This window comes from Pseudomonas sp. TTU2014-080ASC, assembly GCF_001446935.1.
GTDB lineage: Bacteria > Pseudomonadota > Gammaproteobacteria > Pseudomonadales > Pseudomonadaceae > Aquipseudomonas.
The window spans coordinates 134,291-151,691 of record NZ_LKKK01000014.1; the positions used below are offsets into that span (position 1 = coordinate 134,291).

A 17,401-nucleotide genomic window follows, 5' to 3' on the forward strand; every position below is an offset into this window, starting at 1 on the left:
AGGTGGCTCAGCTAAAGCGCATGCGAAATGCAGCACCGCCGAGTTCAGATCGCTCGATAAACAGCTCACCCGAGTAGCTTTCGACAATATCCAGCACCACCGCCAGACCAATACCCTGCCCCGGGTTCTGTACATCAAGCCGCATACCCCGCTGCAGAATGAAGTCGCGCTGGCGCTCCGGCACACCGGGTCCATCATCCTCAACCACCAACTCATAGCCTTGAGGCAGGTTGCGGACGCTGACTCTGATCTGTGACACGCAGAGTCGGTAAGCGTTTTCCAACAGGTTACCGAGCAACTCCAACAGCGCGCCCTGCTCCAGCGGTAACTGCTGATCTGCAGCAACCTGGCGAGTCACGCTGACCTGTTTTTCCCGATACACCTTATCCAGCGCAGCACACACATTGCCCAATGCGGGCTCCACAGGCACCCGGTGACGAATCAGCCCACTTCTGCGCAAGCTCGCGCGCTGCAGCTGGTAGTCGATTTGTTGGCTCATGAGCTCGATCTGCTGCTGCAGGATCTGCGATTGCTCACGGTTTTGCGGCTGACTGGCGACTACATCACCAACACCTTGCAGCACAGTCAGCGGGGTTTTCAGACTATGCGCAAGGTCATCCAGTGAGTGGCGGTAGCGTTCGCGCTGCTGGCGCTCACTTTCCAGTAAGCGGTTAAGCGAGTCGGTCAGGCGCAATAATTCTTTGGGGTGGTTATCACTCAGACTGTGGCGGCTGCCTGACTCAATTTCGTCCATTTCGGTGCTCAGCCCGCGCAACGCCTGAAACCCCCAAGTCAGACCAAACCACAGCAGCACTAACAACACCAGCAAAGCGCCGCCCAGCCAGAGATAGAGCTGATCGACAAATTCGCGGTACATGGACTGATAGTTACTGGCAGGCTGCAGGGTAATCACGCTGAAGGCAGCTGCTTTACCGCGCAACAGATCAATTTCGACGTCATAGACGTAATACTCATGCCCATCGGCATCCTGAGCGCGCAGAAAGATATGGTCGGTGCCGTCATAGCTGGGTTTGTAATCGACACTCAGGCCCAGAGTCGAACGGGATTGCCAGACTAGGCTGCCATTGCGGTCGTAGATAAAACCCAGCAGTTTGGACTCCAGCCCATCGAACTCTTCATCCGGGAGGATATCCGGCATTTTCAACTTGCCGTCTTGGGTGCGCGCAGCTGAAACCAGCGCCACGGCATCAGCAGACAGGCGCGTTTCGATGGATTCCTCCAACGCGATCACAAATGCGCCGCGCAAGGCTGGCAGTAACGCCGACATAAACAGGATGGCCAGCATCGTTGCGCCTAACATTAGGCGCGCGCGTAAAGACAGGCGAAGTCTCATCGACAGCGCTCGTTAAACAGGTAGCCCTGGCCACGAACGGTCTCAATGGGTTTGAAGTCCTGATGTCCCTCCAGCTTGCGGCGCAAACGGCCAACCAGCACTTCGATCACGTTAGGGTCGCGCTCTGCATCGTCTGGGTAGAGCTGTTCGATCAGCCGCTCCTTTGCCACCACCTGCTGTTGATGGCGCATCAGGTACTCCAGAATCCGGTATTCAAAGGCAGTCAGCGCCAGATTCTCATCATTCAATAGCGCCTGTTTGCGGTTCAGGTCCAGCAGCAGCGGCCCAGCTGAAATCGTCGCCTGAGTGAAGCCGGAAGCACGCCGCAACAGCGCGTTAAGACGCGCTTCAAGCTCCTCAAACTGAAAGGGTTTGACCACATAATCATCCGCACCGGCGGCCAGACCCTCGACCTTATCCTGCCAGTTGCCACGGGCGGTCAGTATCAGAATCGGGAAGGTTTTGTCCTGGCTGCGCAACTGGCGAATAAGGTCCAGACCGCTCATACCCGGCAGGCCCAGATCAATTACAGCCAGATCGTGGTTGTATTCAGTACTGCGGTACAGCGCTTCTTCAGCGTCTGCAACTGCGTCAACAACGTGTCCCTGTTCACCCAGTCGGGTGTAGAGGTGATGACGCAGCAGGGCTTCATCCTCCACCACCAACAACTTCATGTCGTGCCTCCTGCAAATGGAATGGCCGGGTTACCCCGGCCAGTATCTGGGACTGCCGATCAGAACTTGTAGTTCGCGCCCAAGTAGAGCTGGCCACTGCTGTGCAGGTCCAGCGAACCCGCTTTAGGCGCACCATGGGCAGCCATCTCGGTGCTGGCGTTAGTGCGCAGGTAGCGATAACCGGCCTCAATCGAGGCATTCTGGTTAATGTCCTGCAGCAGACCGGCCTGTAAACCCACAGCATAGCCAACGTCGCTGTCGCGTTTATAACCTTTGCTTTCTTGCTCCAGCTTTACCAAACCAGCAGTTACACCGCCGAACAGTTTGGTGTTGTAGTCACCTACTGGCAGGAACACATCATAGCTGCCCAGCAGGTTCTGCTGACGCAGCTTCAGGCCGCTGTCAGAGTCTGAGAGGTTTTCGTAGGTGGCGTAGTAACGGTGAGTGTCCGTCACCTGCCCGGCGCGAATGCCCCAAGTGCCGGTGTGATCAATCACCTTATCCAACTTGGGATTATTAAGGTTGCGATTCAGCGCAGAAGATTTCTGGATGTTGTTGTCTGTCTGGCCCCAGGTCAGGCCGACAAAGTTGTCTGCAGCGTTAGCTGCTACTGCGGTAAATGTCAGAGCGCTGGCCAGTGCCAGTTTGCCAAGTGTGTTGTTCATAAGGTGTTCCTCCATGATTGGGCTGTTTGCCTAACTCGGAATCCATATTGCCCAATGCAACCTGAACAGCCCCTGAACCCTTCCTGAACCTACGCTGAACGAATCAAACCTTTCGTGCATTCACCCCGGCAATCACAAATACCAACGCCAACACCGCCAACATCGGCAGCCAGCCCGCATGTTCCCAAACGTACCCGGCAGCGTAGCCGATCAGGCTAGAACCCAGGTAATAGGCAAACAAATACAGCGCTGAGGCCTGGGCTTTAGCAGTTTTTGCTTGCTGCCCCACCTGCCCGCTGGCCACCGCATGGGCAGCAAAGAACCCAAGCGTAAACAGCGCAAGACCGGCAACCGCCATACTCAACCACGGTGTGGCACACAGGCCGACTCCCAGCAGCATGATGCCAATACTGCCCAGCAACACGCGCCGAGCGCCCAAGCGCGGCACCAGCTTGCCGCCCCAGCCAGCGCTGAAGATACCGACCAGATAGACCGTAAAGAGCAAACCGATCAGCGTGGAAGACAAGTTGAACGGCGCACCGGCAAGGCGAAAGCCCACATAATTGAACATCGCCACAAAGCCGCCCATCAACAAAAAGGCCAGCAAGAATAACCTGCGCAACGCGGCATTACGCAGATGCCCGGCAAAGTTGGCGGACAGCCCACGAAGCGAAAGAGATTGAGCCGTAAAGTGCCGCGACGGCGGCAGCAGCCAGGCAAATAGCGCCAGGGCGACAAAGCCCATCCCTGCAACACCGCCTAATGCAAGCTCCCAGCCGCCAATATCACTGAGCAAACCGGCAATCAGCCGCCCCAACAGGCCGCCCAAGGCTGTGCCGCCGATATACAACCCCATCGCAGCGGGCAGCGATTGCGGGTCGAACTCTTCCCCCACATAGGCCATCGCCAGCGCAGGCAAGCCGCTCAAGGCCAGCCCCAGCAATGCCCGCAGCCACAGCAGGTGGCTCCAACTGTCTACCAGCGTACAGGCAATGCCTAGCAATGAAGCCGCACCTAACGCAGCCACCATCACAGGCTTACGCCCCCAGCTTTCTGCTAACGCACCGGATATCAATAGACAGAACGCCAGTGTCAGCGTGGTAAACGACAACGCCAGACTGCTTCCAGCTGCCGAAACGGAGAAATGCTCCGCCATCAGCGGCAACAGTGGTTGCACGCAATACAGCAGCGCAAACGTGGCAAAACCGGCACAGAACAACGCCAGGGTGGCCCGGCGGTAAGCGGCAGTGCCGCGTAACAGATGGGAAGATGCTTCAGATGACATAGCTAACTCACGCAGGCCTGTGGATGACCTGGGCGGAAGATTAGCACGCAAGCTAACGATTTTTCATCGAAGTGAATGATATTTTTGACAGCTGTAGGCGCTCAATGCCGCCATAAAAAAACGGGAGCCAATCGGCTCCCGTACTCATTCTGAGTGTGAACGCTTAAGGCCTGGGGACCTTAGCCAAAAACAACCTCACCTGCATTTCCGTAGAAACGCAGAACTAGTGTCTCAAATCAGTAAGCAAGACTCCGTTCCGCTTTGTTGCATCTGTGCAAAGAAATGTAAACGCACCTGTAGTGTTGGCGGCTTTCGCCAGCCACGGCACAATAGCGCCCATGACCAGCCCCTCCCTTCCCACGTGTTGCAGTCCGCTCAGTGATCACTGGCCACTGCCTCATACACACTCATCTGTGCATCTGATCAGCACCCACTTCGATAAGACGCGCTTACAGTCTGACGACTTTGTCCGCTGCGGTGTGCCGATGATCAACGCGCTGGCCAAACGTCAGGCTGAGTTTCTTGCTGGCCGTATCTGTGCCCGGCAAGCGCTGGAGCGTTTAACCGGCGCAGGCTCTGTCCCAGCCAGTGGTGAAGACCGTGCCCCACAGTGGCCAGAAGGTACAGTCGGTTCTATAACCCACAGCGGGGATTATGCCGCCGCAATTGTGGGCAGCTTGCAGAACTGGCGCGGACTGGGACTGGATGCCGAAAGCCTGATCCCCGAGCAGCGCGCCCAGCGCCTGGCTGGAGAAATCCTGACCCCTACCGAACTGGACCGGCTTGGCCCGCTCAACTCTGCGGAGCAAGCCCTGCGCATAACCCTGACCTTCTCAGCCAAAGAAAGCTTGTTCAAAGCGCTCTATCCGCAAGTGCTTAAACGCTTCTGGTTCCACGATGCCGAGTTGCTTTCGGTCACCCCCGATCAGCACTTTACTTTGAGATTACTCATCGACCTGGATGGCAGCTGGACAACCGGAAGCGTTGTGACCGGCCAGTTCTGCATGTTCGACGATTATTTACTCACACTTATTGCCATCCCACGCTGAGAGCGCCAATTCAGGCGGCAAATCCGCTACTATCCGCGCACTGCCGGTTGGAGTTTTTGTATGCGCGAAGAATTGAATCAGGGCTTGATTGATTTCCTTAAGTCCTCCCCCACCCCTTTTCATGCCACCACCACCCTGGCCCATCGCCTCGAAGCTGCCGGTTTCCAGCATCTGGATGAGCGTAATAACTGGCACACCGAAGCCGGTGGCCGCTATTACGTCACGCGCAATGACTCCTCGATCATCGCCTTCAAGCTGGGCATGCGCCCGTTGACTGAAAGCGGCATCCGCATGGTCGGCGCACACACAGACAGCCCCTGTCTGCGGGTTAAACCACAGCCTGAACTGCAGCGTCATGGTTATTTCCAATTGGGTGTTGAGGTTTACGGTGGTGCTTTGCTCGCGCCGTGGTTTGACCGTGACTTATCCCTTGCCGGACGTGTCACCTACCGCCGTGACGGTAAAGTAGAAAGCCAGCTGATTGACTTCAAAGCACCGATTGCCGTGATCCCTAATCTGGCTATTCACCTGAACCGTGAAGCTAACCAAGGCTGGGCGATCAATGCACAAACCGAGTTGCCACCCATTCTTGCTCAGTATGCGGGCAGTGATGATCCAGCTGACTTCCGTGCACTGATCACCGCGCAACTGGCCTTGCAGCATTCGTTCAATGCTGACGCGGTTCTGGACTACGAGCTGAGCTTCTACGACACCCAAAGCGCTGCGGTGATTGGCCTTAACGGCGACTTTATCGCCGGAGCGCGCTTGGATAACCTGCTCTCCTGCTATGCCGGTTTACGTGCATTGCTGGACGCCAACGATGATGAAACCTGCCTGCTGGTCTGCACTGACCATGAGGAAGTGGGTTCCTGCTCGTCCTGTGGTGCTGACGGCCCGATGCTTGAGCAGGTACTGCGACGCCTGCTGCCGGATGGTGAGGATTACGTCCGCTGCATTCAGCGTTCTCTGCTGGTGTCGGCTGACAACGCCCACGGCATCCACCCGAACTACGCGGACAAGCACGATCAAAACCACGGCCCGAAACTGAACGCAGGCCCGGTGATCAAGATCAACAGCAACCAGCGCTACGCCACCACCAGTGAAACAGCGGGCTTCTTCCGCCACCTGTGCCTGGAGAACGAAGTGCCGGTGCAGAGCTTCGTAACACGCAGTGACATGGGCTGCGGCTCCACTATCGGCCCGATCACCTCCAGCCAGCTGGGCGTGCGCACCGTGGATATCGGCCTGCCGACCTTCGCGATGCACTCTATCCGGGAAATGGCAGGTAGCCACGATCTGGCTCATCTGGTCAAAGTGCTAAGCGCTTTCTACGCCAGCCCGGAACTACCGTAAGCCGGGTCAATCTGGCACCTCGACGCTCACTTGCAGGGCGTCGTGGCGCCAGAACTCCAGGTCACAGTCAATCAAACGGCCATGCTGATCACGGTTGACCCGCACGATTCGCAGTGCTGGGCTTCCTCTCACGACTTTCAATGCTGTCGCCGCCTCACTGTGAAGTGCTGTCGGGACTATCTCAAAACGTACTCTGCCGTATTGGATGCCGTACTCCTGCTCGTACAGCTCAGTCAGCGAACGGGTCAGATCATAATCAAGTATGCCGGGGAAAAACGTCGGGTTGAGGTAGTGCTCGACATACAACACGAGCCGCCCATCCACCCGACGTGCCCGCCTGATCTGATACACACGGGACAAGCCGGGCAACCCCAGCAGGTGACAGACTTCTGAGCTTGCGGGGATCAATCGGGCACTGAGCACCTCAGTCGCCGGGACTCGCCCTTGCTCCCCGACCATTTTGTGAAAGTGGCTACGCACCAGCGGGTTATAGGAAAGACGCGGCGGCGAAACAAACCAACCACGCCGCTCCTCCCGATAGATAAGCCCCTGTGCTTCAAGCTGCCCGAGCGCCTCTCGTAAGGTTATGCGCGTTGTCGCAAATACTTCACTCAACTTGCGCTCAGCCGGTAACTGGCTGCCGGGTACCAGTAAGCCATCCTCTATCTGCTCCTCAAGCGCACGGCTAATTGCCAGGGCCGCTCTTGGCTCATCTTCGCGCATCACCGCCTCACTTACTGGACTAGACCAACTCCATGTCAACGGGCTCTGGGAGAGCCGTTGCACGCGATATTTCAATCCTAAGCACGTCTGATGACAGCAAAGTTACGGCAGATGCGGCATAGACATTTGTCAGTGCAGAACACTAACGCCGCTTATTTCAGTGGTGGATCTAATGCTATGGTTTGAACGTTGCAGTGCAGTTGTTCGAAGCAATAAAGGCTGATCTTCGCGGCGATATGACACAAAAACGTCATTAAAGCCGCCTACATTCCTGATCTAGACCAGAACCTTCACCCGTAAAGGAGCTTTCGATGAAAAACCTGCTACTCGCCTCACTGCTGGGTACAACCATTGCCCTGGCAAATATGGCGCAGGCCAACGATGTGCAAGCACTTGAACAGGCAGCTCGTGCAGAAGGCGCGGTTAATAGCGTGGGCATGCCGGACAGCTGGGCAAACTGGAAAGATACCTGGGCCGATCTGAGCAAACTTTACGGCTTGAAGCACATGGACACCGACATGAGCTCTGCCCAGGAAATCGCTAAATTCGCCGCTGAAAAGGAAAACGCCACCGCTGACATCGGCGACGTAGGTGCTGCATTTGGTCCAATCGCCGTCCAGCAAGGCGTCACCCAGCCTTACAAACCAACCACCTGGGATCAGGTTCCTGACTGGGCCAAAGACAAAGATGGGCACTGGGCACTGGCCTACACCGGCACCATCGCCTTTATCGTTAACAAACAGCTGGTCAAAGAATCACCGAAGTCCTGGGCTGATCTGAAAACTGGCAAGTACAAAGTCGCCATCGGTGACGTCAGCGCCGCCGCGCAAGCTGTTAACGGCGTTCTGGCTGCCTCCATCGCACTGGGCGGCGATGAGAAGAACATCAAGCCCGGCCTTGAACTGTTCGGCGATATTGCCAAGCAAGGCCGCCTGTCCATGGCCAACCCGACCATCCAGACTCTGGAAAAAGGCGAAGTGGAAGTCGGTGTGGTGTGGGACTTCAACGGCCTCTCCTACCGCGACCAGATTGATCCTGAGCGTTTTGAAGTGCTGATCCCGTCTGACGGCTCGGTGATTTCCGGTTACACCACCATCATCAACAAATGGGCGAAAAACCCGAATGCGGCGAAGCTGACCCGCGAATACATCTTCAGCGACGCAGGCCAGATCAATCTGGCCAAAGGCAATGCCCGCCCTATTCGTGCTGAGCATCTGACCCTGCCAGCCGAAGTTCAGGCCAAGCTGCTGCCACAGGAGCAATACGCCAAAGTCCAGCCGATCAAGGACAACGCAGCCTGGGAGGCAACCTCCAAAGTTCTGCCGCGTCTGTGGCAAGAGCACGTCATCATCCACATGAACTGATGCCACGGCGCTCTGCGGGAGTCTTCACGTTCCCGCAGAGCGCCCACTGCTCCGTGCAATTGCCGGAGCGCCTTAAGGACATAGGCTGCTCATGTCACACAAAGTTATTCTCGTAATGCTGGACGGATTGAATTATCAGGTCGCCCGGCACGCCCTTGGCCATCTTCAGGCATTCTGTGCAGCAGGCAGGGCTGCGCTGTACAAGTTGGAATGTGAACTACCTGCACTATCCCGCCCCCTCTACGAAACCATTCTCACCGGGATTACCCCCATCGACAGCGGCATCGTCAATAACGATGTGGTGCGGCTCTCAAGCGGGAGCAGCGTATTCCATTACGCCCGTAGTGCCGGCCTGAAAACTGCTGCTGCGGCTTACCACTGGATCAGCGAGCTGTACAACCGGGCGCCATTCGATGCAGGCAGGGATCGTCATACCAGTGACGCCTCGTTACCGATCCAGTACGGCCACTTCTATTACGCTGATCATTACCCGGACTCCCATCTGTTTGCCGATGCAGAAAGCCTACGCCGCGTGCACCAACCGGACTTTTTGCTCGTACACCCGATGAATATTGACGACGCCGGGCACAAACATGGGCTGGACAGTTCGCAATACCGCAACAGTGCTCGCAGTGCCGATGTCTTGCTGGCCAATTACCTTCAGCGCTGGCTGGATGACGGCTACCAGATCCTGGTGACCGCTGACCACGGCATGAACAACGACCGGTCGCACAACGGCCTGCTTCCAGAGGAACGCGAAGTTCCACTATTCGTACTGGGCGATGCCTTCAGCCTCAGTGCCAACGCGCAGCCCTCACAGCTGCAACTGTGCGGGACGATCTGCGAACTACTGAGCGCACACCATGACAAACCTGTCTGCCGGGAGCTTTTGAAGTGATAAAGACCCTGCGCGGTAAATGGGCTGCACTGCTGTGCCTACTGCCGTTTGCCCTGTTCTTTGTGGCGTTCCAGATTGCCCCGCTGATTCTGGTCGCCATCAACAGTTTCAAATCCTCTGAAGGCTGGGGGCTGGCCAATTACATTGCTGCTTTTGACTCAGCTTTCTACCGTCAGGCCATTCGCCACAGTCTGGAGGTAGCCTTCTGGTCGAGCCTGTTCGGCATCCTGATTGCTATTGTCGGCAGTTACTCGCTACGACAGATCAACAGCAAGTTGCGGGACTTCGTCATGGCGTTCGCCAACATGACCAGTAACTTTGCCGGCGTGCCATTGGCCTTTGCCTTCATCATTCTGTTGGGTTTCAACGGGGCTCTGACCATCCTGCTCAAGCAGCTCGGCATCATCGAGGACTTCAACCTGTACTCCAAAACAGGTCTGATCGTGCTCTATACCTACTTCCAGATTCCCCTGGGTGTATTGCTGCTCTACCCGGCATTTGATGCGCTGCGCGAAGACTGGCGTGAATCCGCCAGCCTGCTCGGCGCAAGCAATTGGCAGTTCTGGCGGCATATCGGCCTTCCGGTACTGATGCCAGCGCTGCTGGGCACCTTCGTAATCCTGTTGGCCAACGCATTGGGGGCATACGCCACGGTCTATGCGTTGACTACCGGCAACTTCAACATCCTGCCAATCCGCATCGCAGCGATGGTTTCCGGCGATATCTTCCTGGATCCGAACATGGCCAGCGCTCTGGCAATGATTCTGGTCGGGCTGATGACCCTGATCACCCTGGTGCATCAATGGCTACTGCGCAGGAGCTACCATGTCCCACGCTGAGAAACGCTCCACCGCGCTCCATCAGGTTGTCGTGTACAGCCTGCTGCTGGTGCTGTTGTTACCGCTGCTGGCGACGCTGATCTACTCCATTTCCACCAGCTGGTCGGCCACCATCCTGCCCAGCGGCTTTACCTTCAAGTGGTATGTGGAGCTGTGGAGCGACACACGCTTTCTCGCAGCCTTCGGTCGCTCGCTACTGGTGTGCTTCGTTGCACTGGCCTTGTCGCTGTTTCTGATTCTGCCGCTACTGTTTGTGGTCAATTACCACTTTCCGAAGCTCGACGGCCTGATGAATGTGCTGATCTTGCTGCCTTTCGCCGTGCCACCGGTGGTGTCTTCGGTCGGGCTTATGGAGCTGTTTGCCGGTGGTCCGCTGCCGATCATTGGCACACCGTGGATCATGATCGGCTGCTACTTCACAATCGCCCTGCCCTTCATGTACCGGGCCATCAGCAACAACCTGCAAGCCATCAACCTGCGTGACCTGATGGATGCGGCTCACCTTCTTGGCGCAAGCACCTGGCGTGCAGCCTTTATGGTGGTGCTGCCCAACCTGCACAAAGGCCTGATGGTTTCTGTGTTTCTCTCGTTTAGCTTCCTGTTCGGTGAGTTCGTGTTTGCCAATCTGCTGGTCGGCACACGCTACGAAACCCTGCAGGTGTATCTGTTCAACATGCGTCAGGGCAGCGGCCACTTCACCAGCGCGCTGGTGATCTCCTATTTCCTCTTCGTGCTGCTGATGACCTGGGCGGCCAGCCGCCTCAATAAGGACAAGGCGCAAGCGCCGGACTGATCAAGCAAGGGCTTACCATGAGTTATCTGAGTATCCAGAACCTGCACAAGTGTTACGTCGAGACCACCGTTTTCACGGATATCAACTGCGAAATCAACAAAGGCGAGTTCATCACCCTGCTCGGCCCTTCTGGCTGCGGTAAATCCACACTACTGCGCTGCATTGCCGGCCTGACAAGTGTTGATGGCGGGAAAATCCGGTTGGATGGCGAGGACCTACTGCCGTTGAGCCCGCAAAAGCGCGGCATCGGCATGGTGTTCCAAAGCTATGCCCTGTTCCCCAACATGACTGTCCAGCAAAACGTCGCCTTCGGCCTGCGCATGCAGAAGATCAAAGGCAGCGAGGCCGAGCAGCGCGTTAAAGAGGTGTTGGCACTGGTTGAACTGACCGACTTTGCCAACCGCTATCCGCAGCAGCTTTCAGGCGGTCAGTGTCAACGAGTCGCCCTGGCTCGCTCGCTGGTCACGCGTCCGCGCTTGCTGCTGCTGGATGAGCCACTGTCTGCGCTCGATGCACGTATCCGTAAACATTTACGCGAGCAAATTCGCAGCATTCAGCGCGAGCTTGGACTGACCACCATTTTCGTCACCCACGATCAGGAAGAAGCCCTGACCATGAGCGACAGGATTGTGCTCATGAATGGCGGTAAAATCGTTCAGTCTGGCGCAGCGGAAGACCTCTACACCGCACCGGCCGATGCGTTCGCTGCCGGATTTATTGGTAACTACAACCTGCTCGATCCTGAAGCTGCCAGCCGCCTGCTCGCACGCCCAGTCGGCAGCCGCATCGCGATTCGTCCCGAGGCCATCGAAGTCGCGAAAAATGGAGCAATCGAGGCCCATATTCGCAGCCATAGCCTGTTAGGTAACGTCATCCGCTACCGTGTGGAAGCCCGTGGTGTCGAACTGCTGGTGGATGTGCTGAACAGGTCACCATCCGACCTGCAGAGCTGTGGCGAACGCATTACCCTGAATATCGAAGACAACGCAATTTGTGAGGTGGCCTGATGGCCTTGGCAATATTCGACCTGGATGAAACCCTGATCGCCGACGACTGTTCAACGCTTTGGGCGCAGGAACTGGTCAAGCTCGGCTGGGCTGATGCGGGCAGTTACCTTCCCCGCGAGCAGGAACTCATGCGTCAATACGCCAGCGGTGAACTCTCCATGCAGGACTACATGGACTTCACCCTGACCCCGCTGGTAGGACGCACTGCTGAAGAAGTCGCTCACGTAGTAGAGCCTTTTGTAGAAGACGTGATCGAGCCGATCATCTACAGCGATGCCATGCGCTGTGTGGCCAAACATCGTGAAAATGGTGATCGAATTCTGGTCATCTCTGCCTCTGCGCATTTCTTGGTCAGCGCTATTGCCGCCCGCCTGAACATTGAAGAAGTGCTGGCTATCGACATTGCAGAACAGCATGGGCATTACAGCGGCCACACGCAGGGTGTCCTGACCTATCGCGAAGGCAAAGTAGAGCGGCTGAATCAATGGCTGAAAGAACAAGGTGAAAGTCTGCAAGGGGCCTATTTCTATTCGGACTCACGCAATGACCTGCCGATGCTGCAACTGGTCGACAAGCCCCATGTGGTCAATCCCGATCCTGTACTGCTCAAGCATGCAGAGTCTGCCGGTTGGCCCGTTCTGAGCTGGAAATAACGCCCTAAGACTGCCAGTGCTGGACACGCCCAGGGAAAAACAATAGCTTGCTAAGCAATTGCCTGCTCCCAGCACTGGACAGAAACCTCGATGAGCCTGCTCTCCCCCCTTGCCGCCTATCAACAAGCCATTGAACGCGATGGCTTCCATCCTGACCCAGCCCAACAAAAAGCCGTAGAAGTCCTGCAGCGCTGCCAGGACGACATTCATTCAGGCAAGACAACAGTAAACGGCGTGTATCTATGGGGGCCTGTTGGCCGAGGCAAAACCTGGCTGATGGATTGTTTCTATCAAGGCTTACAGGTACCTGCTCGGCGTCAGCACTTTCACCACTTCATGCGCTGGGTCCATATGCGCATGTTCGAACTGACCGGTACGGCTGATCCGCTGCATGCACTGGCAGTAGAACTTGCCCGTGACGTGCGCGTGCTGTGCTTTGATGAGCTGTTCGTCAATGATATTGGCGACGCCATCATTCTTGGCCGCCTGTTTCGGGTGATGTTCGATCAAGGCGTGATCGTGATTGCTACATCCAACCAACCGCCCGAGCAGCTGTATGCCGATGGCTTCAACCGTGAGCGCTTCATGCCAGCAATCGCAGCGATCAAACAGCATATGCAAGTGGTTAGCGTAGATGGCGAACAGGATCACCGCCTACATCCCGGCGCTATTCAAACCCGTTACTGGCAAGTACAGCCAGATCAGGCCAGCGCGCTGGAGGCCGCTTTCAGCGAGCTCTCAGTTGGCCAGAACGTCACGGAACAGCCCCTTCAAATCGGCCCGCGCAGCATCAACGTGGTCAAGCGCTGTCAGGATGCAATCTGGTGCACATTTGCCGAGCTGTGCGAACAGCCCCTGGCCGCGCAAGACTTCATCGAGTTATGTGACCAGTTCAAAGCCATTCTGCTGAGCAATGTACCTTCACTCGGCAGCGCACAGCGTGACGCCAAGATCGCACGAGGCACAGAGGATGCGGCGGTTAAGGTCGAAGCAGGCGATCGCCAACTACCACGCCTCTCCTCTAAAGATGACAGCGTGCGGCGTTTTATTGCGCTGGTTGATGAGTGCTACGACCGCAAAGTGCCGCTGTATATCGAAGCCGCAGTTGCGCTGGAGCATCTGTACACCGAAGGCTACCTCGGCTTTGCTTTCCGTCGCACCTTCAGCCGCTTACAGGAAATGCAGCTTCAGCGTTTCAGCCACGCATAAAAAAAGCGGACACCTCGGGGAGGGATGTCCGCTTGTAAAGGGGTTATTCACCCCTCAATCGTCATCAGGCAAATGACATTCAGTTGTGACGGATCAGGTGATCAAATGCACTCAACGAGGCTTTGGCACCCTCTCCGATCGCAATTACGATCTGCTTGTACGGCACAGTAGTGCAGTCACCAGCAGCAAATACACCCGGCACGTTGGTCTGGCCTTTGGCATCCGTCTCGATCTCACCGAAACGGCTCAGCTCAATGGTGCCCTTCAGCCAGTCGGTGTTAGGCAGCAGGCCGATTTGCACAAAGATGCCTTCCAGCTCAACAGTGTGCAGCGCCTCAGTGGTGCGATCTTTATAGGTCAGACCGGTTACTTTCTGGCCGTCACCAACCACTTCAGTGGTCTGAGCGCTCTTGATCACAGTCACGTTCGGCAGGCTGTACAGCTTTTTCTGCAGTACATCGTCTGCGCGCAGGGTGTCTGCGAACTCCAGCAGCGTCACGTGTGCCACGATACCTGCCAAGTCAATCGCCGCTTCAACACCGGAGTTACCGCCACCAATTACTGCCACTCGCTTGCCTTTGAACAGCGGACCGTCACAGTGCGGGCAGAAGCAAACGCCCTTGGCTTTGTACTCCTGCTCACCCGGCACGTTCATTTCGCGCCAGCGGGCACCAGTCGACAGGATCACGGTTTTAGCTTTCAGGCTACCACCGCTCTCGAATTTCACTTCGTGCAGGCCACCTTCTTCAGCGGCTGGGATCAGCGCGGATGCACGCTGCAGGTTCATGATGTCCACTTCGTACTGACGCACATGCTCTTCAAGGGCGCGAGCCAGTTTCGGGCCTTCAGTCTCTTGTACAGAGATGAAGTTCTCAATGGACATGGTGTCCAGCACCTGACCGCCAAAGCGCTCAGCCGCTACACCGGTACGAATACCTTTACGGGCAGCGTATACAGCTGCTGCAGCGCCTGCTGGGCCACCGCCGACAACCAGTACATCGAATGCTTCTTTAGCATTCATTTTCTCGGCGTCACGCTTGGCAGCGCCGGTATCGATCTTGGCAAGAATCTCGGCGGCTTCCATACGGCCCTGGCCGAATACTTCGCCGTTCAGATAAATGCTCGGCACCGCCATGATCTGGCGACGCTCTACTTCTTCCTGGAACAGTGCACCGTCAATCGCTACGTGGCGGATATTAGGGTTCAGCACAGCCATCAGGTTCAGCGCCTGAACAACGTCCGGGCAGTTCTGGCAGGACAGCGAGTAATAGGTTTCGAAATTGAACTCGCCTTCAATGCCTTTGATTTGCTCGATGATTTCAGGCTCGAGCTTCGATGGGTGGCCGCCGACTTGCAGCAGTGCCAACACCAGCGAGGTGAATTCGTGGCCCATTGGGATGCCGGCGAAAGTCAGCGCGATTTCAGCACCCGGGCGATTCAGCGAAAAGGACGGGATGCGTGCATCAGTACCGTCTTCGCGCAATGTGATCTTGTCAGTCAGGCTGACGATGTCGTGGAGCAGACCACTCAGTTCGCGGGATTTTTCGCTGTCATCGAGGGTCGCGACAATCTCAAACGGCAGAGTGACCTTCTCGAGGTAGGCCTTCAATTGGGTTTTAAGCGTTGCGTCCAACATGATTCAGGTATCCCTTTATACAAATTTCAGGAACAAAAACGCCCGGACGGATTGCGCCCGGGCGTCGGGCACTTGCGGGACTGGGTTACAGCCCTTGAAGCGCGAGTGAATCTAAGCTGCAGTGGTGAGAGTGCCGCAACTGCGGCAGCTCTCGAACCGGCATTTAGATCTTGCCAACCAGGTCCAGGGACGGAGCCAGGGTCTTCTCGCCTTCTTTCCACTTAGCCGGGCAAACTTCGCCTGGGTGAGCAGCGGTGTACTGAGCAGCTTTCAGCTTGCGCAGAGTCTCGCCAACGTCACGAGCGATTTCGTTGGAGTGGATTTCCAGAGTCTTGATAACGCCTTCCGGGTTGATGATGAAGGTGCCGCGCAGAGCCAGACCTTCTTCAGCGATGTGAACGCCGAAAGCGTTGGTCAGCTGGTGAGTCGGGTCACCGATCAGCGGGAACTGAGCCTTGCCAACAGCCGGGGAAGTCTCGTGCCACACTTTGTGAGAGAAGTGGGTGTCAGTAGTCACGATGTAAACTTCTGCACCGGCCTTCTGGAACTCAGCGTAGTTGTTGGCAGCGTCTTCGATTTCAGTCGGGCAGTTGAAGGTGAAAGCAGCTGGCATGAAGATCAGAACCGACCACTTGCCCTGCAGCGACTGCTCGGTTACTTCGATGAACTTACCGTTGTGGAAAGCGTTAACTTTGAACGGTTGTACTTGAGTATTGATCAGGGACATCTCTGGTTCCTTCTTGAGGGTTGGAAAACTTACGGGACCCATATTAACGCCAAAAAATAAAAAAGCTTATTGATTAGCGCCATCACATTGATTGACTAGCTCAATCGCTAGCCATTCAATCGTCTGTAGGGGCGATCCGCAGCGCAAGTTTGCCATTAACTTGGTTACTGGCAAGCGCTGCAAAGGCCAACTCGGCATCCTTGAGCTGATACAGGCGCTCAAGCTTAGGCTCGATTAGTTTCTGTTCAAAGAGCGGCCACACAAATTGCCGCAGTTCGCGAATCAGTTCTGCTTTGAATTCATCATCGCGGTTGCGCAAGGTAGAACCGATCAACTCAATGCGTTTGCCAAGCACCAACGCCAGATCCAGCTCAGCCTTGCGCCCGCCCATCAAACCGATATTCACCCATCGTCCATCACGGGCCAGCAGCTCCAGATTAAGCGCTGCATAGCTGCCACCAACCGGGTCGAGAATCACATCAAACGGGGCAAAATCACGCAAGCCGGATATATGTTCACCATCTCGCAGCACGCCGCCTTGGGCCCCGAGTGACTGACAGTAGGCCAATCGCTCAGCAGAACCGACGCTCACCCAACAGGGGCTGGCGAACGCTTTACACAACTGAATAGCAGCAGAGCCCACACCGCTGGCTCCTGCGTGCAATAACACTTTCTCGCCTGGTTTCAGGCGTGCCAGCTGGAACAGGTTAAGCCACGCTGTGGCATAGACCTCAGGCAAGGCTGCAGCCTCTTCGAGGCTGACGCCGTCGGGCACCGGCAAAACGTGGCGTGAGTCCACCACCACTTCTTCAGCTATACCACCGCCAGGCAGCAGCGCACATACGCGATCACCAATCTGCCAGGAGCTACCGGCGCCAACCTCACTGATCACTCCGGAGCACTCAAGCCCAAGCGCCTCGCTAGCGCCGGGCGGCGGTGGGTATAGACCCGAGCGCTGCAACAAGTCAGCACGATTCAGGCCCGCCGCTATGACACGGATACGGACTTGCCCAACATCACAGGCGGGTGTTGGGTAATCAGCCCACACAACACGCCCTTCAACGCCTTGCAATGCCTTCACACAGCCTCCATAGTTCAAATCTAACGGGCCCGGCTTACCATGCCGGGCGTTTGCATTGCGCCAGATGGAACCCGGCGCCCTTAAAGATGGC

Annotated in this window: 17 protein-coding genes; 9 read left to right on the forward strand and 8 right to left on the reverse strand. The window is 56.4% G+C overall.

Annotated elements, in window-relative coordinates; translation table 11 throughout:
- Positions 1–7 precede the first annotated feature (7 nt).
- From AO726_RS18330 to AO726_RS18345, 4 genes are all read right to left on the reverse strand, one after another.
- Positions 8–1,306 (reverse strand): ATP-binding protein, encoded by a 1,299-nt coding sequence (locus AO726_RS18330; RefSeq protein WP_275044106.1) that lies wholly within the window; start codon positions 1,304–1,306, stop codon positions 8–10.
- Between the two features lie 44 nt (positions 1,307–1,350).
- Positions 1,351–2,028, reverse strand: a complete 678-nt coding sequence (locus tag AO726_RS18335) for a response regulator (protein WP_058069554.1) — start codon at positions 2,026–2,028, stop codon at positions 1,351–1,353.
- 59 nt (positions 2,029–2,087) lie between these two features.
- Positions 2,088–2,693 (reverse strand): outer membrane beta-barrel protein, encoded by a 606-nt coding sequence (locus AO726_RS18340; RefSeq protein ID WP_058069555.1) that lies wholly within the window; start codon positions 2,691–2,693, stop codon positions 2,088–2,090.
- A gap of 103 nt (positions 2,694–2,796) precedes the next feature.
- A complete protein-coding gene (locus AO726_RS18345; protein WP_058069556.1) occupies positions 2,797–3,978 on the reverse strand; it encodes an MFS transporter in 1,182 nt (393 codons plus the stop codon).
- 338 nt (positions 3,979–4,316) lie between these two features.
- On the opposite strand from AO726_RS18345, the gene AO726_RS18350 reads away from it, so the two are divergent.
- Positions 4,317–5,027 (forward strand): 4'-phosphopantetheinyl transferase family protein, encoded by a 711-nt coding sequence (locus AO726_RS18350; protein ID WP_058069557.1) that lies wholly within the window; start codon positions 4,317–4,319, stop codon positions 5,025–5,027.
- A gap of 60 nt (positions 5,028–5,087) precedes the next feature.
- The gene (locus AO726_RS18355) at positions 5,088–6,380 is read left to right on the forward strand and encodes a M18 family aminopeptidase (RefSeq protein WP_058069558.1); all 1,293 of its coding nucleotides are present in this window, start codon (positions 5,088–5,090) and stop codon (positions 6,378–6,380) included.
- 6 nt (positions 6,381–6,386) lie between these two features.
- Here the strand turns inward: AO726_RS18355 and AO726_RS18360 are convergent, their stop codons facing one another.
- The gene (locus AO726_RS18360; protein WP_058069559.1) at positions 6,387–7,103 is read right to left on the reverse strand and encodes a UTRA domain-containing protein; all 717 of its coding nucleotides are present in this window, start codon (positions 7,101–7,103) and stop codon (positions 6,387–6,389) included.
- 311 nt (positions 7,104–7,414) lie between these two features.
- On the opposite strand from AO726_RS18360, the gene AO726_RS18365 reads away from it, so the two are divergent.
- From AO726_RS18365 to zapE, 7 genes are all read left to right on the forward strand, one after another.
- Complete coding sequence (locus tag AO726_RS18365) at positions 7,415–8,467, forward strand: ABC transporter substrate-binding protein (protein ID WP_058069560.1); 1,053 nt, start codon at positions 7,415–7,417, stop codon at positions 8,465–8,467.
- Between the two features lie 91 nt (positions 8,468–8,558).
- Entirely contained in the window at positions 8,559–9,365 is an 807-nt protein-coding gene (locus tag AO726_RS18370; RefSeq protein WP_058069561.1) for an alkaline phosphatase family protein, read from the forward strand.
- Positions 9,365–10,204: an ABC transporter permease gene (locus AO726_RS18375; protein WP_058069636.1), complete on the forward strand. Its 840-nt coding sequence runs from the start codon at positions 9,365–9,367 to the stop codon at positions 10,202–10,204. The genes AO726_RS18370 and AO726_RS18375 overlap by 1 nt, the downstream gene beginning before the upstream one ends.
- A complete protein-coding gene (locus AO726_RS18380; RefSeq protein WP_058069562.1) occupies positions 10,191–10,997 on the forward strand; it encodes an ABC transporter permease in 807 nt (268 codons plus the stop codon). The genes AO726_RS18375 and AO726_RS18380 overlap by 14 nt, the downstream gene beginning before the upstream one ends.
- Before the next feature lie 17 nt (positions 10,998–11,014).
- A complete protein-coding gene (locus AO726_RS18385) occupies positions 11,015–12,004 on the forward strand; it encodes an ABC transporter ATP-binding protein (protein ID WP_058069563.1) in 990 nt (329 codons plus the stop codon).
- Positions 12,004–12,657: an HAD family hydrolase gene (locus AO726_RS18390; RefSeq protein WP_058069564.1), complete on the forward strand. Its 654-nt coding sequence runs from the start codon at positions 12,004–12,006 to the stop codon at positions 12,655–12,657. Before AO726_RS18385 ends, AO726_RS18390 begins: the two co-directional genes overlap by 1 nt.
- Positions 12,658–12,747: 90 nt before the next feature.
- Positions 12,748–13,866 carry a cell division protein ZapE gene (zapE, locus tag AO726_RS18395; RefSeq protein WP_058069565.1) on the forward strand — a complete coding sequence of 373 codons (1,119 nt, stop codon included), beginning with the start codon at positions 12,748–12,750 and terminating at the stop codon, positions 13,864–13,866.
- Positions 13,867–13,945: 79 nt separating this feature from the next.
- Here the strand turns inward: zapE and ahpF are convergent, their stop codons facing one another.
- From ahpF to AO726_RS18410, 3 genes are all read right to left on the reverse strand, one after another.
- Complete coding sequence (ahpF, locus tag AO726_RS18400; RefSeq protein WP_058069566.1) at positions 13,946–15,502, reverse strand: alkyl hydroperoxide reductase subunit F; 1,557 nt, start codon at positions 15,500–15,502, stop codon at positions 13,946–13,948.
- A 163-nt stretch (positions 15,503–15,665) separates the two neighbouring features.
- Entirely contained in the window at positions 15,666–16,229 is a 564-nt protein-coding gene (gene ahpC, locus AO726_RS18405; RefSeq protein ID WP_058069567.1) for an alkyl hydroperoxide reductase subunit C, read from the reverse strand.
- A 115-nt stretch (positions 16,230–16,344) separates the two neighbouring features.
- Positions 16,345–17,310: an NAD(P)H-quinone oxidoreductase gene (locus tag AO726_RS18410; protein WP_058069568.1), complete on the reverse strand. Its 966-nt coding sequence runs from the start codon at positions 17,308–17,310 to the stop codon at positions 16,345–16,347.
- Between the last annotated feature and the right edge of the window lie 91 nt (positions 17,311–17,401).

Coding starts and splice junctions, on each gene's coding strand:
- AO726_RS18360 (WP_058069559.1), bottom strand. CDS start 7,103: ATGCGCGAAGATGAGCCAAGAGCGGCCCTGGCAATTAGCCGTGCGCTT.
- AO726_RS18350 (WP_058069557.1), top strand. CDS start 4,317: ATGACCAGCCCCTCCCTTCCCACGTGTTGCAGTCCGCTCAGTGATCAC.
- AO726_RS18345 (WP_058069556.1), bottom strand. CDS start 3,978: ATGTCATCTGAAGCATCTTCCCATCTGTTACGCGGCACTGCCGCTTAC.
- AO726_RS18385 (WP_058069563.1), top strand. CDS start 11,015: ATGAGTTATCTGAGTATCCAGAACCTGCACAAGTGTTACGTCGAGACC.
- ahpF (WP_058069566.1), bottom strand. CDS start 15,502: ATGTTGGACGCAACGCTTAAAACCCAATTGAAGGCCTACCTCGAGAAG.
- ahpC (WP_058069567.1), bottom strand. CDS start 16,229: ATGTCCCTGATCAATACTCAAGTACAACCGTTCAAAGTTAACGCTTTC.
- AO726_RS18380 (WP_058069562.1), top strand. CDS start 10,191: ATGTCCCACGCTGAGAAACGCTCCACCGCGCTCCATCAGGTTGTCGTG.
- AO726_RS18330 (WP_275044106.1), bottom strand. CDS start 1,306: ATGCTGGCCATCCTGTTTATGTCGGCGTTACTGCCAGCCTTGCGCGGC.
- AO726_RS18370 (WP_058069561.1), top strand. CDS start 8,559: ATGTCACACAAAGTTATTCTCGTAATGCTGGACGGATTGAATTATCAG.
- AO726_RS18390 (WP_058069564.1), top strand. CDS start 12,004: ATGGCCTTGGCAATATTCGACCTGGATGAAACCCTGATCGCCGACGAC.
- zapE (WP_058069565.1), top strand. CDS start 12,748: ATGAGCCTGCTCTCCCCCCTTGCCGCCTATCAACAAGCCATTGAACGC.
- AO726_RS18365 (WP_058069560.1), top strand. CDS start 7,415: ATGAAAAACCTGCTACTCGCCTCACTGCTGGGTACAACCATTGCCCTG.
- AO726_RS18340 (WP_058069555.1), bottom strand. CDS start 2,693: ATGAACAACACACTTGGCAAACTGGCACTGGCCAGCGCTCTGACATTT.
- AO726_RS18355 (WP_058069558.1), top strand. CDS start 5,088: ATGCGCGAAGAATTGAATCAGGGCTTGATTGATTTCCTTAAGTCCTCC.
- AO726_RS18335 (WP_058069554.1), bottom strand. CDS start 2,028: ATGAAGTTGTTGGTGGTGGAGGATGAAGCCCTGCTGCGTCATCACCTC.